Raw genomic sequence first — 14,504 nt, forward strand, 5'->3', positions numbered from 1 at the left:
TTCGCGCTCCCAGTCTACGCCCGGCACCTGCGCGCTCACCGCGGGGCGTGCGCCTCCAGGAAGGCGTAGACCTCGGTGGTGTCGACGCCGGGGAACGAACCCGTGGGCAGGGTCGCGAGCAGCGTCCGGGGCGTGCGCGCATCCGGCCACGCGCGATCACGCCACGCACCCTCGAGCTCCGCCGGCGGCCGACGGCAGCACGTCTCCACCGCGTGACGGGAGACCCCCCGGTGGGCGGTGTCGCGACCGACGAACCACTTGGTGTCCTCGAAGCGCACGCCCACGCTGACCGAGTGGGCGCCCTGGCTCGAGTGCTCGACACGTGCCGTGCACCAGTACGTGCCGTTGCCGGTGTCGGTGTACTGGTAGTACGGGTTGAAGCGGTCGTCCACGTCGAACACGACGCGACTCGTCCAGCGCCGGCAGCACAGCTGTCCCTCGATCGAGCCGAGGCGGTCGGTCGGGAAGTTGACGTCGTCGTTCTCGTACGCCTTCGTGATGGTGCCCGACTCATGCACCTTGAGGAAGTGGACCGGGATGCCCAGGTGCTGGGTCGCAAGGTTCGTGAAGCGGTGCGCCGCGCTCTCGTACGACACCGCGTACGCGTCCCGCAGATCCTCGATGGAGATGGCGCGCCGGGCCTTCGCATCCGTCAGGAAGGGCACGGCGTGATCCTCGGGGATCAGCAGCGCCCCCATCAGGTAGTTCTGCTCCACACGCTGGCGCAGGAACTCGCTGTAGTCCACAGGCTCCGAGTGGCCGAGCACTCGGCTCGCGAGCGCTTGGAGCACGGCCGTGCGCGGGTCGCCTGCGACGCGCTCGGAGAGGTAGATGCGTCCGTGGCGCAGATCGGCGACGCTCCGGGTGGTCTGCGGCAGGTCCGGCACGTAGTGGAGGGTGAAGCCCAGATGCGCGGCGATGTCGCTCGCGCCGCGCTGCGTCAGCGGGCCGCCGGGATGATCCACCGCCGCCAGCAGATCGCGCGCGTGCTGCTCGAGCTCGGGAAAGTAGTTGTGCTGGCGGCGCATCAGCCGCCGCAGCTCGAGGTTGGCGCGACGCGCCTCCTCGGGCGTGGCGGAACGCTCATCGTGGAGCCGGTCGATCTCACCCGCGAGCTGCAGGATGGCCCGCAGCGCCTCATCCGGCAGCCCGCGACCGATCCGGAAGGGCGTGACGCCCAACGCCTGCATCCGCGGCGATCGCAACGCACGCTCCACCGCGATCTCCATGCTGGCGCGCTCGTCCAACTCCTCCGCTTCGAGGAGCGCATCGAGGCCCGTGCCCAGCGCCTTGGCGATCGCGCGCAGCATCGACAGGCGCGGCTCCCTGCGGCCGTTCTCCAGCATGGAGAGCTGGCTCGGCGCGCGGCCCACCGCCGCAGCGAGCTCTTCCAGAGTGAGGCCTCGCGCGGTGCGAAGCTGCCGGATCCGACGGCCGACAGCGAGGGCGTCGGGACCTTCCTCGGCCAGTTCTTCCGCGATGGTCATGCGCCGATCATGCCACACGGAATCTGCGGGACGGAAGAATCCATAAACTTCTCCGGCCTCCCGACCTGTGAAGGACTGATTCTTCACGCATCGTGGTCTCACGGCCCCATCGCCGACCGCACGAAGAAGAGGAGCACGACGATGAGCACCCCCGCTGAGCCCCGCGCCACCCGCCCCGGCGATCAGACGCAAACCGCAGAGGACCTGCGCCTCGAGTGGAGCGCGGACCCGCGCTGGAACGGCATCCGCCGCGACTACACGGCGGAGGACGTCATCCGGTTGCGGGGCACGGTCCGTGAAGAGCCGACGCTCGCGCGTCGCGGCGCGGAGACGCTCTGGGATCGACTGAACTCGGATGAGGCCGTACGAGCGCTCGGCGCCCTCACCGGAAACCAGGCGGTGCAGCAGGTGCGCGCCGGCCTTCGAGCGATCTACCTGTCGGGATGGCAGGTGGCCGCCGACGCGAATCTGTCGGGTCAGACCTACCCCGACCAGTCGCTCTACCCGGCCAACTCGGTGCCGGCGGTCGTACGCCGCATCAACAACGCTCTGCTCCGCCAGGACCAGCTGGAGCACGCCGAGGGCGGCACGACGCGCGACTGGCTCGCGCCGATCGTCGCGGACGCCGAGGCCGGCTTCGGGGGGCCGCTGAACGCGTACGAGCTCGCCCACGGGATGATCCAGGCGGGCGCCGCGGGCATCCACTGGGAGGACCAGCTCGCGAGCGAGAAGAAGTGCGGTCACCTCGGCGGCAAGGTGCTCGTGCCGACGCAGCAGCACATCCGCACGCTCAACGCGGCGCGCCTCGCCGCGGATGTCGCCGGCGTCCCCACCATCCAGATCGCGCGCACCGACGCCCTCGCCGCCGACCTTCTCACGAGCGACGTCGATGAGCGCGACCGCCGATTCGTCACGGGCGAGCGCACCAGCGAGGGCTTCTACCGCGTGCGCCCGGGCATCGACCCCGTCATCGCGCGTGGACTCGCCTACGCGCCGTACGCCGACCTGCTGTGGGTCGAGACCGGCACGCCCGACGTGGAGCTGGCGCGCGAGTTCGCCGCGGCGATCCACGCGGAGTTCCCCGGCAAGATGCTCGCGTACAACTGCTCCCCCAGCTTCAACTGGCGCCGGGCGCTGTCGGACGCGGAGATCGCCTCGTTCCAGGCGGAGCTGGCGGAGCTGGGGTATCGATTCCAGTTCATCACCCTCGCCGGCTTCCACGCGCTCAACCACTCGATGTTCGAGCTCGCCCGCGGCTACGCGGACAACGCCATGACGGCGTACGTCGAGCTGCAGGAGGCCGAGTTCGCCTCGGAGGCGCACGGGTACACCGCCACCAAGCACCAGCGCGAGGTGGGCACCGGCTACTTCGATCACGTGTCGACCGCGCTCAACCCCTCCAGCGCGACCCTCGCACTCGTCGGCTCCACCGAGGCCGAGCAGTTCCATTGACGCGCCGCGCTCGCCGACAGGGCGAGCAGAGCGCGCATCCCGCTCCCGCACCGACGTTCAGGAGAAGACATGACCATCACCCAGATCGCCCCCGCCGAGACCGAATCCCGCGTCAACGCGCGGCTGGCCGAGCGCACGCTGCCGACGCTGGAGGTCGCCGGCGCCATGCACGAGCGCTTCGCGGAGATCCTCACCCCGGAGGCGCTCGCCTTCCTCACCCAGCTGCACGAGCTGTTCGCGGGCCCCCGCTACGACAGGCTCGCCGACCGCCTCCGCCGCGGCTACGAGATCGGCAACGGGCGCGACCCCCGTTTCCGTGACGACACCGCGCGCATCCGCGAGGACGACACGTGGCGCGTCGCGGGTCCGGGACCGGGTCTCGAGCACCGCCGTGTGGAGATCACCGGGCCCACCGACCCGCGGATGACGATCAACGCCCTCAACTCCGGCGCCGACGTCTGGCTCGCCGACCAGGAGGATGCCACGAGCCCCACCTGGCGGAACGTGATCGGCGGGCAGCTCGCGCTCCGCGACGCGATCCGCGGGCGGCTCACCCACACGAGCCCCGACGGCAAGCGGTACGAGGTGACGGCCGAGCGCACGCCGACGATCGTCATGCGCCCGCGCGGATGGCACCTCGAGGAGCACCATCTGCGCTTCACCGACGCGTACGGACGCACGATGGCGGCGTCGGGCTCCCTGGTCGACTTCGGCCTCTACTTCTTCCACAACGCGACCGAGCTGATCGCGCGCGGACGCGGGCCGTACTTCTACCTGCCCAAGCTCGAGTCGTCGGAGGAGGCGCGGCTGTGGGATCAGGTGTTCACGTTCGCCGAGCAGTACGTGGGGATCCCGCACGGCACGATCCGCGCGACCGTGCTCATCGAGACGCTGCCGGCCGCGTTCGAGATGGAGGAGATCCTCTACGAGCTGCGCCATCACTGCGCGGGCCTGAACGCGGGGCGCTGGGACTACATCTTCTCCGCGATCAAGACCTACCGCGGGCGCGGGGCGCGGTTCGTCCTGCCCGACCGCAACGAGGTCACGATGACCGTCGGCTTCATGCGCGCGTACACCGAGCTGCTCGTGAAGACCTGCCACAAGCGGGGCGCATACGCGATCGGCGGCATGAGCGCCTTCATCCCCAGCCGCCGCGATCCGGAGGCGAACGCACGGGCGCTGGAGCGCGTCGCGGCGGACAAGAAGCGCGAGGCCGGCGACGGCTTCGACGGCACGTGGGTCGCTCACCCCGACCTGATCCCCGTGGCGCGGGCCGAGTTCGACGCCGTGCTCGGCGACCGGCAGCACCAGGTGGACCGGCGGCGCGACGACGTCGCCGTGACCCCGCGTCAGCTGCTCGACCTCTGGATCGGCCGCGCGATCACGGACGCCGGCGTGTACGGCAACGTGTCCGTCGCGATCCGCTACATCGAGGCGTGGTTGCGCGGCGTGGGGGCCGTCGCGATCGACGGCCTCATGGAGGACGCCGCGACCGCGGAGATCTCCCGCTCGCAGATCTGGCAGTGGATCCGGCAGGAGCAGGTCACCGAGGAAGGCACGCCGATCACGCGGGAGCACGTGTCGTCGCTGATCGATCGCGTGCTCGCGGAGGCGCCGCGCACCGACGGGGACCGGTTCGACGAGGCCGCCGAGGTCTTCCGGGACGTCGCGCTGAGCGAGACGTTCCGCGCCTTCCTCACCCCGAAGGCCTACGCCGAGCACCTCGTCGAGCTCGCCTGACTCCGGCGTCTCCCCGCTCGTTCCCGATCAATCCTTGGCCGCGCTCTCCGACACCGTGAGCTCGAGCGGGAAGTCGACCGGGAACGAACCGAACAGCAACCGCCCGGCCGCCGCGGCGGAGGCACGCATCGCCTCCGCCGCGGCGTCGGCGTGCACGGCGGGGGCGTGCACGATGACCTCGTCGTGCAGGAAGAAGGCCACGTGCGCACGGCGCGCGAACGCGGGACCGGATCGCGGGGCGGCCTCCTCCGGCGGCACGGGCGGCAGCTGCGCGAGTCGCAGTCGCAGATCCGCGAGCCACGCCAGGGCCCACTCCGCCGCCGTGCCCTGCACGACGAAGTTGCGGGTGAAGCGGCCCCGATCACGCGCCATGCGGCGCGCTCGCGTCTCCTCCCCCGGCGCGGCACCTGCGCGTGACGCGGCTGCCTGCGCCGCGCGCCAGCCGTCGTCGGGCGGCGGCGACGTCCGGCCCAGCCACGTGGAGACCGTGCCGCCCTCCTCCCCCACGCGGGCCGCGTCGTCGACGAGCGCCATGGCGCGCGGGAAGACGTTCCGCAGTCTGGGGACCAGGCGTCCCGAGTCGCCGGTCGTCGCGCCGTACATCGCCCCGAGCACGGCCAGCTTCGCCTCGGCGCGAGTGCCGACGGCGCCGCTCGCCACGATCCCGGCGTACAGATCGCGTCCGCGCGCCGCCTCGGCCATCCGCTCATCGCGTGCCATGGCGGCCAGCACGCGCGGTTCCAGCTGGGCGACGTCGGCGTCGACGATGCGCCACCCGGGATCGGCGCGCAGCGCGCCGCGGAGCTGGCGAGGCAGCTGCAGCGCTCCGCCGCCCGACGACGCCCAGCGCCCCGTGACGACCCCGCCCGGCACGTAGACCGGTCGGAACCGGCCGTCTCGCACCCACTCGTCCAGCCAGGACCAACCGTTGGCGGTGAGCAGCCGGGACAGGCGCTTGTACTCCAGGAGCGGCGGGATCGCGGGGTGCGAGATCTCGCCGAGCTCCCATTTGCTCGTCGACTCGACCATGATGCCCGCGGCGTGAAGAGCCCGCAGCAGACGGGGATGGGAGTCCAGGCTGACGGTCGGATCGCCGAGCGCTGCCCGCACCTCGGCGGCAAGCCGCGCCATCCGCTCCGGGAGGCCGCCCGCGCGGCGCGGACCGAGGGTCTCGGTGAGGATGCGGTCGTGATGCGCCGCATCCCAGGGAGCACCCGCCGCGCGCATCTCCTCCGCGAGCAGCGCGCCGGCTGATTCGGCCGCCAGGAGCAGGCGCAGGCGCCCGGCGTCGGGCGCGCCGTCGAGCGCCGCGTCCTGCCGCGCGAGTTCGGCGAGCACCTCGTCAGCGTCGTCACGCGGGCTGCGAGCGCCGGGTGCGTCCAGCTCGAACAGCACCTCGCCCTGGGAAGGCGCCGGTGCGACGTCCGGCGCATCCCAGGGCCGCGCGGCCTCGTCACGCAGTGACGCCACCGTCGGGCGGGCGTCCCGCAGGATCGCGTGGGAGAGGCGCAGATCGTGGCATCGCTGGACGCGCACACCCGCTGCGAGCAGGACCGGATACCAGCGCGCGGTGCTCGCCCACACCCACCGGACGGAGCGATCGGCCTCGCGCGCCGCGACCCACGCCGGCAGCTCCCCGGCCGTCAGCGGGCGGCGGCCGCGTTCGTCAGCGCCGTCGAGCGCGATCGCGACGATGCCGGAGTCCCGCGCGTGGGCCAGCACGATGCGGTCGGCGTCCGCCCACGGCGACGGCCGTTCCGCCCGCCCCGTCTGGCAAGGTGGCTCCGCCACCGGCGGCTCAGAAGAGGAAGCCACCGTCCACGGGCTCGGGCGCCGGGGCGGGAGCGACGGAATCGTGGTCACGCCGGAAGCTCTGCTGGGCGTCCATCGACTCGTTCGCGGCGGCGTCCGCGAGCCTGTTGTCGTTGCGGGGCACCCATTCGAACGTGACCGTTCGCCCGGCGATGAGCGCCTGGGCGCGCCGCGCCAGCACCTGCATGTCCGGGTGCTTGATCTTCCAGCGGCCCGTCATCTGCTCCACGACCAGCTTGGAGTCCATCCGCACGTGCACGGCGTCGGGCTCGCGCTCGAGCGCGGCCTCGAGGCCGGCGATCATCCCGTTGTACTCGGCGACGTTGTTCGTCGCGATGCCGACGTACACGCCCAGCTCGGTGAGCACTGAACCGGTGGCGGGGTCGATCACGACCGCGCCACCGGCGGCGATGCCGGGGTTTCCGCGCGATCCGCCATCTGCCTCCACGATGAGGGAGCCGCTCACGATGCGGACTCCGTGCCGAGGCCGGACTCGGCCGTGCGCACCAGGATGCACCCGCATTCCGGGCAGAAGGCCACCTGGTCCTCGGGCGTGGCACGCAATGTGGCGAGGTCGCTCCCGGCGAGCACCATGTGGCACCCCCCGCACATCCCGCGGGTGAACAGCGCCGCTCCGGGTCCCCGTGCGGCGAGTCGGTCGTAGAGGGCAAGAAGCTCTGCGCCGACCTTGCCCGCCACGGCGGCACGGTCGCGTGCGATCGTCTCGAGCTCGGCCGTCGCCGACGCGACGACCTGCTTCGCCTCCGCGCTCAGTCGCTGGCCCTCGGAGGTCGTCTCGTCGAGTAACGCCTGCTGTTCGGCCAGGGCGGCCTCGGCCTGCTCGAGCCGCTCCATCAGGTCGAGCTGGGCGTCCTCGAGATCGCTGCGGCGCCGGTCCAGGCTCGCGAGCTCGCGTTCCAGGCCCTGGGCGTCCTTCGGGCTCGAGGTGGCGGCGAGCCGTTCGGCGTCGCGGGCACGACGCGCCTCCACGACGGCGACATCGCCCTCGACCCGCGTGAGCTCCGCACGCAGGTCGTCGCGCACGCCCGCTCGCGCCGCGAGCTCACGACCCTGGGCCGTGCGCTGCGCGATCAGCTCCTGCACGCGAGTGGCCTGGGGCGGGTTCTTCCGCGTGGCCTCGGCCTGCGCGCGGCGGCGATCGAGGTCGGCGACATCGAGCAGGTGGCGCTGTTCGGCGGGGCTGGCTTTCACGCTCCCAAACCTACCTCCCGGCCCGCGCGAAGGCGTGTGCGCGGTGCGCAGGGCACCGCGTGGCGCATCCGCGTGCCGTCCGCAAGCCCTGTGCGTGCGAGTCGGCCGGCCCGTACGGTCGGAACCGTCCACGGACGACAACCGCACAGGAGGACTGGCGATGACGCGTTTCGGATACACCCTCATGACCGAGCAGAGCGGTCCCCGCGAGCTGGTGCGCTACGCGCAGCAGGCGGAGGATGTCGGCTTCGACTTCGAGGTCTCGAGCGATCACTACTCGCCCTGGCTCACGAGCCAGGGCCACTCCCCGTATGCCTGGACCGTGCTGGGGGCGGTCGCGCACGCGACGTCGAGCGTCGAGCTCATGACGTACGTCACGTGCCCGACGCTGCGCTATCACCCCGCCGTGGTGGCGCAGAAGTCGGCCACGCTGCAGCTGCTGTCGGAGGGCCGGTTCACCCTCGGCCTCGGCTCCGGCGAGAGCCTGAACGAGCACGTCGTCGGCGAGGGGTGGCCGGGCGTCGACACGCGTCAGGAGATGTTGGCCGAGGCGATCGAGATCATCCGCGAACTGCACACGGGTGAGCTGACCACGTTCGACGGCGCCTACTTCCGCGTCGACTCGGCGCGCATCTGGGACGCCCCGGACGGCGGCGTGCCGATCGGCGTGGCGGTGTCGGGCGAGAGCTCGCTGTCGCGCTTCGCGCCGCTCGGCGACCACCTCATCGCCGTGCAGCCGGAGGCCGAGCTCGTGACGGGCTGGGACCAGCTCCACGAAGGCGAATCGCGCAAGATCGGTCAGGTGCCCGTCTCCTGGGACCCCGACGAGGACGCCGCCATCGCCCGCGCGCACGATCAGTTCCGGTGGTTCGCCGGCGGCTGGTCCGTCAACGCCGATCTGCCGACCCCCGCGGGCTTCGCGGCCGCGACGCAGTTCGTTCGTCCGCAGGACGTCGCCGCGTCGATTCCGTGCGGCCCGGATCTCGACAAGCTCGCCGAGGGGGTCCGCCCCTTCCTGGACGCGGGCTTCACGGACATCGCGATCGTCCAGATCGGCGACGAGAGGCAGGACGACTTCCTCCGCGAGGCGGCCGGGCCGCTCCTCGAGCGCCTCCGCGCCCTGTGAGCTGTGCAGGCGCGGGTCAGTCGTTTCGGGTGCCGGGCGCAAGGTAGCCGCGCGAGAATCCCGCGGCGACCGCCGCCGCCCGGTCGTTGACCTCGAGCTTGGCGTAGATGTGCAGCAGGTGCGTCTTGACGGTCGCCTCGCTGACGAACAGGCGCTGAGCGGCCTCCCGGTTCGTCGAGCCCTGCGCGACGAGTTCCAGGACCTCTCGCTCGCGCTGGGTCAGCGTCCCCGGCCCGGTACGACGCACCTGGCCGAGCAGTCGCGTCGCCACCGACGGCGCGAGAGTCGACTGCCCGCCGGCCGCTGCTTCGACGGCGCGGAACAGCTCCTCCCGCGGCGCGTCCTTGAGCAGGTAGCCGGTCGCGCCCGCCTCGATGGCCGGAAGCACGTCGCTGTCGGTGTCGTACGTGGTCAGCACGAGCACGTGCGAGGCAATCCCGCGCTCTGCCAGCGCCCGGATCGCTGCGACGCCGTCCATGCGGGGCATTCGCAGATCCATGAGGATGACATCGGGTCTCAGCCGCTCCGCCTCCGAGACCGCCGAAGCGCCGTCCGCCGCCTCGCCGATCACGGCGAACCGCGTGTCGGCCGCGAACATGCCGCGCAACCCGTCCCGCACGACCGGGTGGTCGTCGACGACCAGCACGGAGATCACCGCGGAGCCCCCGCCGGGATCGCCGGAACGGCCGCGGACACCGCGGTTCCCGCGCCGGGCTCGGACTCGACGACGAGACGACCCGCGAGCCGCTGCACGCGAGAGCGCATGCCTGCCAGCCCGAAACCGCTCGCGCCGTCGTCGCGCACACGGGCCGCGGGGTCGAACCCCACGCCGTCGTCGCGGACATCGAGCGTCACGAGATCGTCCATGTACGACAGTGTGATGCCGACCCGCGCCGCACGTGCGTGCTTGGCGACGTTCGTCAGCGCCTCCTGCGCCGCGCGCAGTAGCGCCGACTCCACATCCGGGTGCATCGGCCGGGCGTCGCCGGTGACGGTCAGGTGCACGGGCACGCGGTGATGCGCCTCCCACCTCCGCGCGACCTCACCGATGGCCTCGGGAAGCTCGGCCTGCGCCAGCATCTCCGGCTCCACGGCGTGGATGGTGCGTCTCGCCTCGGCGAGACTCTCGCGTGCGAGCTCCCGCGCGTTGGCCATGTGGCGCCGCATGTCCGCGTCGCTGCGCGTCTGCTCCGCCGCCTGAAGCTGCGTGAGGATCCCCGCCAGCCCCTGCGCGAGCGTGTCGTGGATGTCCCGCGCGAGCCGCTGGCGCTCGTCACGGACGCCCGCTTCCCGGGCCTGCACCAGCAGCCTCGCGTGCAGCGATGCGTTCTCCTCCAGCGCCGCCTGCAGTCGGGTGTTCGCCTCGTGCAGTTCGACGAGGGCCCGCTTCTGCTGCCGCCCGAGACGGTGGGTGCTGTCGGCGAAATAGAACGACGCGCCGGCCAGCAGGAGCGTGACGAGCGTGATCGCGCCCCAGAGCGCCCACCGCCCTTCGAGGATCACGTCCAGACCGCCCACATACGACACGGCCATGATCGACGACGTCGCGGCGACCCCGGCGTATCGCCACCGCCCCGGAAGCAACAGGAAGGCCTGCACATATCCGACGAAGGCGAAGATGCCGTACGCCGGCGCGAGCGCGACGAGCCACGCGGCCGTCGCCAGGAGCCCCGCGTAGTGGAGTCCGGGTCCGACTCCTCCCCGATCCCGTCCGGAACGGAGGACGGCCGGCAGCAGCAGCCACAGCGAGGCGAAGGCGGTCAGCGCGAGCACGAGGGGCAGATCGACATCGGCGCCCCACACCCATTGCAGCAGGGTCAGCAGCGTGCTCCCGGCTAGCAGCGCATACGGCAGCGCGGTGTAGAAGAGCAGCTCCCGGCGTTCGCGCCGCACGGATTCCTCGTGCAGCCCCGCCTGGACGCTCATCCGCTACTCCCACCGGAACAACCGCGCGGCCGATCCACCGGCCACGATCGTCCATCCCATCAGAACGAGGATGCTCAGCAGCGACGGCCAGCCGCCCGCGGCGGCGTCCTGCAATGATTGCACGCCGGCACCGACGGGCGTCAGGTCGCTCGCCGCGCGCAGGACATCGCTCATCCGGTCGCGCGGGATCCACAGCCCCCCGAAGAAGGCGAGCGAGAAGAACAGCACGAGACCGACCGCGCTCGCGCTCGTCGCGCTCGGCGCCAGCGCCGCCACGAGCAGCCCGAGGGAGAACAGCGCCAGTACCGTGAGGAGGTACGCGCTGGCGTAGGCGAGGGGTGCGGCGGGCAGCGGCACACCGTACGCCAGCCGGGCCAGCACGAGGACGAGCGCCAGCGTGCACACGCCGAGTGCCGTGAACAGGAGCAGCAACGCGCCCAGCAGGGCCGGCGGACGAACCGGCGTGGTGCGCATGCGCCGCAGCACTCCCCTCTCGCGGTATCCGGCGAACTGCTGGGGCAGGCTGTAGACCGCCAGGATCGTCACGCCGACAGCGACCAGGATGGGCGCGTACAGATCGATCACGCGCAGGCCGCCGAGAGCGGGGTCGGCCTCGCGGAACGCCGGGATCGCGCCGAAGACGATCAGCAGGAGGGGCGGCACCGCGAGAGCGAAGATCCACGTCATCGGCTCTCGGAAGAAGAGCTTGGCCTCGGTGAGCGCCAATCGCAGCAGCACGGGCATCAGGACTCGCTCCCCTCGGACGGGGACCGACCGGTGAGGGCGAGGAACGCGTCGTCGAGCGTCGCCCGCCCCACGGAGAGCTCCTCGGCCTGGACGCCCGCGTCGGCGAGGGCTGCCGTCACACGGTGCAGGATGCCGTCCGCGCCCGTGACCCGGACGTGCCCTCCCCACTCCTCGACCGACGCCACGTCGGGCAGCGCCCGCAGGATCTCGAGCGCGAACGGGCGTGAGGTGCGGAAGCGCAGCCGCTGGGGAGCGCCGACGCGACTGATCAGCGCCGAGGGGGTCCCCGAGGCGACGACCCGGCCCCGGTCGATGACCGCGAGCCGGTCGCACAGCCGCTCGGCCTCCTCCATGAAGTGCGACACCAGGAGCACCGTCACCCCGCGCTCTCGGATCCCCTCGATGAGGCCCCGCACGTCGCGGCGCGACTGCGGATCCAGCCCCGTCGTGAGCTCGTCGAGCACGACCACCTTCGGCCGGCCCACGAGCGCGAGCGCGACCGACACTCGCTGCTTCTGCCCTCCGGAGAGCCGCCGGAACGGCGTGCCGAGCCTGTCTGACAGGCGCAACCCCGCGACCAGCTCACGCCAGTCGACTGGGTCCCCGTAGAAGGAGCTGTACAGCGCGAGCGCCTCCCCGACGCGCAGCTTGGGCGGCAGTTCGCTCTCCTGCAGCTGCACGCCGAGGATCTGCCGGAGCTGCCGCTCGTCCCGCGCCGGATCGAGGCCGTCGACCCGGATCCGGCCGCTGTCCGGCGTGCGCAACCCCTCGATGCACTCCACGGTCGTCGTCTTCCCGGCCCCGTTCGGACCGAGAATCCCGAAGATCTCGCCCGGCTCGACGGCGAGATCGACGCCGTCGAGGATCGTGCGCCTCCCGTACCGCTTCGTGAGCCCGTCCACCTCGATGATCGCCATGGCCCGAGTCTGGCCGCCGACCCCCCACGGGCGAATCCCCTGGGCGGTCACATCCACCGCGCGTCACGGTGGATCGCCGCATCCACCGATCGGCTGATGCGCGCGGCGCGGTGCACCACGGCTCCGAGCGGCAGACGCCCTCGTCGCGCCGCGCCGGCTACGGCCCCGGCGCGGTCTCGGTTTCGATCCAGGCGAGGTAGCCGTCGCTGCCGTCCACGATCGGCTGGACGATGAACTCGGGCTCTTCGTAAGGGTGCATGCGGAGGATCAGGTCTCGGAGCGCCGGCACCGCAGCCGCCGTGGTCTTGCACGTCACGAGCTGCTCACGGTCGTTCTGCACGGCGCCGTCCCAGCGGTAGAGGCTCCGGACCTCGGCGATCTGCAGCACGCGGCGAGGCGGGCGTCCAGCACGGCGGCGCCCAGAGCCTCCGCGTCCTCGACCCGCGCCGTCGTCGTCTGAACGGTCACGAAACGGTGGTCCATGACACCAGCCTGACGGACCGCGCCACGTCGCGGTCAACCCCCGGATCGACTTCCGTGGCGGTGTTCCCGCAATCGGGGACCGACCTGGGCCCAGAGTGGCGAATCGTTCACGCTGCCCAACGGGGCTCGGCGCTTACGTTGCGGATACTGAGTGCCGGTAGGCACTGGGATTAAAGCCGAGGACGGCGCGAAAGTTGTTGCTCAGGTGAGCGTGGTCGACGTATCCGAGTTCGTGAGCAAGCGCGGTCAGGTCGAGGTCGGGCTTGTGGCGGAGCCGTTCGGCGGCTTCTTGAAGTCGACGGCGGCGGATCAAAGCGAGAGGTGGGAGGCCGACGTACTTGGCTGCGAGCCGTTGCAGGGTGCGAGTCGAAACATCCAGACGTGCGGCAAGGTCGCCTACGCTCAGCACACTCGGGTCGGTCTCGGCAACCTCAACCATCCGGTTGGCGAGCAGACCTTCCTCACTGGGCGCAACCAGTCGGTCACTCAGCCATTCGGTGAAGGCCGCGATTGCGGCAACGCGGCGCTCCTCAAACGAGGTATCTGCATTCATGACCGCTCGGACGGAGGTGGCAAGCTCGGGCTGGTCGACTTGCCGGTAGGCATCACGCAGTGCCGCCGGGTCACCGACTATCGCCGGTACGGCGGCGGGTCGTAGCAGCGCGCCGACCGCCCAGCCCTTGCCGGTCAGGTCGCGGTAGGAAGCGCGACTCGTCGGGCCAGAGAGTCCCGTCATGGCGTTCTCCACCACGAGGTTGCAGGCAGGGAACCCGATCACATGCTGGCGGGAGGTGCGACCTGGGTCGATGTTCCACTCGGGAACCCAAAACCAGCGCACGAAGACCGCCAGCTCGGCGGTTACAGGCTCCCGGTGGAAAGTCGGCAGCCGGGCCGGATACAGCACCCCGCGCGATGCCGCCGAAGTGTCGGACATGGCACCGTACTTTATCTGCTCGGAATGTGGCGCGAATCTACAAGCACCGTCAGCGGTGAGGGCCGTAGGTTCGGCGTCATGGCAACAGCAGCACATGGAGAGCACACCGTCCACGGGACCCCCAAGGGTGCCAGCAGTATCACCCCGTTCCTCGCGATCCCGAGCGCCGGTGACGCGATCGGCTTCTACCGCGACGTGTTCCACGCGCGCGTGGTCGATGTGACCGAGATGGGCGGGATGGTGGTGCACGCTGTGCTCGACTTCGGGCACGGTCAGCTCCAGCTCGGGGAGCCGATGCCGGACTACAACCTCGTCGCTCCGCCTGCCGGGGACGACGACTGCTACTCCCTGGGCCTGTACGTGCACGACGTGGACGCCGTCGTTGCGGCAGCAGAGGAAGCCGGAGCAATCATCCGCGAGCCCGTAGCTGATTTCGTTTCCGGGGATCGTTACGCTTCCATCCGCGATCCGTTCGGCATCCGCTGGTCGATCATGACCCGCGTTGAAGACTTGTCTGAGGAGGAGAGCACCCGCCGTGTCGCCGAGTGGGCCGCCAACCGGCAGTGAGGCGGACGTCAGCGTGTCTGTTGCGCTGCTGGCGCGGTGAGTGCAACACCATATGCAACCCGTAGGTCGAGGCCACCACGTTACGCCGTCAGGCGGACAGA

At 71.3% G+C, this 14,504-nt stretch carries 14 protein-coding genes; 4 read left to right on the forward strand and 10 right to left on the reverse strand.

The features are described from left to right. Positions 1-35: 35 nt before the first annotated feature. A complete protein-coding gene (locus IEX37_RS02510) occupies positions 36-1,487 on the reverse strand; it encodes a helix-turn-helix transcriptional regulator (protein WP_188754643.1) in 1,452 nt (483 codons plus the stop codon). A 141-nt stretch (positions 1,488-1,628) separates the two neighbouring features. On the opposite strand from IEX37_RS02510, the gene aceA reads away from it, so the two are divergent. Further along, positions 1,629-2,939: an isocitrate lyase gene (gene aceA, locus IEX37_RS02515; protein ID WP_188754644.1), complete on the forward strand. Its 1,311-nt coding sequence runs from the start codon at positions 1,629-1,631 to the stop codon at positions 2,937-2,939. Positions 2,940-3,104: 165 nt separating this feature from the next. Further along, positions 3,105-4,679, forward strand: a complete 1,575-nt coding sequence (gene aceB, locus IEX37_RS02520; RefSeq protein WP_229663030.1) for a malate synthase A — start codon at positions 3,105-3,107, stop codon at positions 4,677-4,679. A 27-nt stretch (positions 4,680-4,706) separates the two neighbouring features. On the opposite strand, the gene IEX37_RS02525 is transcribed toward aceB, so the two are convergent. From IEX37_RS02525 to IEX37_RS02535, 3 genes are read right to left on the reverse strand one after another with little or no spacing between them, the layout of a single operon-like run. Beyond that, positions 4,707-6,470: a bifunctional 3'-5' exonuclease/DNA polymerase gene (locus IEX37_RS02525; RefSeq protein ID WP_268236509.1), complete on the reverse strand. Its 1,764-nt coding sequence runs from the start codon at positions 6,468-6,470 to the stop codon at positions 4,707-4,709. 7 nt (positions 6,471-6,477) lie between these two features. Next, positions 6,478-6,957 (reverse strand): reverse transcriptase-like protein, encoded by a 480-nt coding sequence (locus IEX37_RS02530; protein WP_229663018.1) that lies wholly within the window; start codon positions 6,955-6,957, stop codon positions 6,478-6,480. Beyond that, complete coding sequence (locus IEX37_RS02535; protein ID WP_188754647.1) at positions 6,954-7,703, reverse strand: zinc ribbon domain-containing protein; 750 nt, start codon at positions 7,701-7,703, stop codon at positions 6,954-6,956. The genes IEX37_RS02530 and IEX37_RS02535 overlap by 4 nt, the downstream gene beginning before the upstream one ends. Before the next feature lie 160 nt (positions 7,704-7,863). Between IEX37_RS02535 and IEX37_RS02540 the strand changes: the two genes are divergently transcribed. Beyond that, a complete protein-coding gene (locus tag IEX37_RS02540) occupies positions 7,864-8,829 on the forward strand; it encodes an LLM class F420-dependent oxidoreductase (protein ID WP_188754648.1) in 966 nt (321 codons plus the stop codon). 16 nt (positions 8,830-8,845) lie between these two features. Here IEX37_RS02540 and IEX37_RS02545 read toward each other — a convergent pair whose 3' ends face one another. From IEX37_RS02545 to IEX37_RS02570, 6 genes are all read right to left on the reverse strand, one after another. Next, the gene (locus IEX37_RS02545) at positions 8,846-9,484 is read right to left on the reverse strand and encodes a response regulator (RefSeq protein ID WP_188754649.1); all 639 of its coding nucleotides are present in this window, start codon (positions 9,482-9,484) and stop codon (positions 8,846-8,848) included. Continuing rightward, on the reverse strand, positions 9,481-10,755 hold the full coding sequence (locus tag IEX37_RS02550; protein ID WP_188754650.1) for a sensor histidine kinase: 1,275 nt from the start codon (positions 10,753-10,755) through the stop codon (positions 9,481-9,483). The genes IEX37_RS02545 and IEX37_RS02550 overlap by 4 nt, the downstream gene beginning before the upstream one ends. A 3-nt stretch (positions 10,756-10,758) precedes the next feature. Then, positions 10,759-11,499, reverse strand: a complete 741-nt coding sequence (locus IEX37_RS02555) for an ABC transporter permease (protein ID WP_188754651.1) — start codon at positions 11,497-11,499, stop codon at positions 10,759-10,761. Further along, positions 11,499-12,419 (reverse strand): ABC transporter ATP-binding protein, encoded by a 921-nt coding sequence (locus IEX37_RS02560; protein ID WP_188754652.1) that lies wholly within the window; start codon positions 12,417-12,419, stop codon positions 11,499-11,501. The genes IEX37_RS02555 and IEX37_RS02560 overlap by 1 nt, the downstream gene beginning before the upstream one ends. A gap of 157 nt (positions 12,420-12,576) precedes the next feature. Beyond that, on the reverse strand, positions 12,577-12,807 hold the full coding sequence (cutA, locus tag IEX37_RS02565) for a divalent-cation tolerance protein CutA (protein WP_229663019.1): 231 nt from the start codon (positions 12,805-12,807) through the stop codon (positions 12,577-12,579). Between the two features lie 228 nt (positions 12,808-13,035). Continuing rightward, positions 13,036-13,836 (reverse strand): helix-turn-helix domain-containing protein, encoded by an 801-nt coding sequence (locus tag IEX37_RS02570; protein ID WP_188754653.1) that lies wholly within the window; start codon positions 13,834-13,836, stop codon positions 13,036-13,038. A 78-nt stretch (positions 13,837-13,914) separates the two neighbouring features. On the opposite strand from IEX37_RS02570, the gene IEX37_RS02575 reads away from it, so the two are divergent. Then, positions 13,915-14,403: a VOC family protein gene (locus IEX37_RS02575; RefSeq protein ID WP_188754654.1), complete on the forward strand. Its 489-nt coding sequence runs from the start codon at positions 13,915-13,917 to the stop codon at positions 14,401-14,403. The last annotated feature ends 101 nt before the right edge of the window (positions 14,404-14,504 follow it).

Source organism: Microbacterium album, assembly GCF_014643695.1.
GTDB classification, from domain to species: Bacteria; Actinomycetota; Actinomycetes; order Actinomycetales; family Microbacteriaceae; genus Microbacterium; species Microbacterium album.

What these genes read in the sequence shown, in the direction of transcription:
- IEX37_RS02570 (WP_188754653.1), bottom strand. Translation starts at nt 13,836, where the DNA reads ATGTCCGACACTTCGGCGGCATCGCGCGGGGTGCTGTATCCGGCCCGG.
- aceB (WP_229663030.1), top strand. Translation starts at nt 3,105, where the DNA reads ATGCACGAGCGCTTCGCGGAGATCCTCACCCCGGAGGCGCTCGCCTTC.
- aceA (WP_188754644.1), top strand. Translation starts at nt 1,629, where the DNA reads ATGAGCACCCCCGCTGAGCCCCGCGCCACCCGCCCCGGCGATCAGACG.
- IEX37_RS02540 (WP_188754648.1), top strand. Translation starts at nt 7,864, where the DNA reads ATGACGCGTTTCGGATACACCCTCATGACCGAGCAGAGCGGTCCCCGC.
- IEX37_RS02555 (WP_188754651.1), bottom strand. Translation starts at nt 11,499, where the DNA reads ATGCCCGTGCTGCTGCGATTGGCGCTCACCGAGGCCAAGCTCTTCTTC.
- IEX37_RS02560 (WP_188754652.1), bottom strand. Translation starts at nt 12,419, where the DNA reads ATGGCGATCATCGAGGTGGACGGGCTCACGAAGCGGTACGGGAGGCGC.
- IEX37_RS02550 (WP_188754650.1), bottom strand. Translation starts at nt 10,755, where the DNA reads ATGAGCGTCCAGGCGGGGCTGCACGAGGAATCCGTGCGGCGCGAACGC.
- IEX37_RS02575 (WP_188754654.1), top strand. Translation starts at nt 13,915, where the DNA reads ATGGCAACAGCAGCACATGGAGAGCACACCGTCCACGGGACCCCCAAG.
- IEX37_RS02510 (WP_188754643.1), bottom strand. Translation starts at nt 1,487, where the DNA reads ATGACCATCGCGGAAGAACTGGCCGAGGAAGGTCCCGACGCCCTCGCT.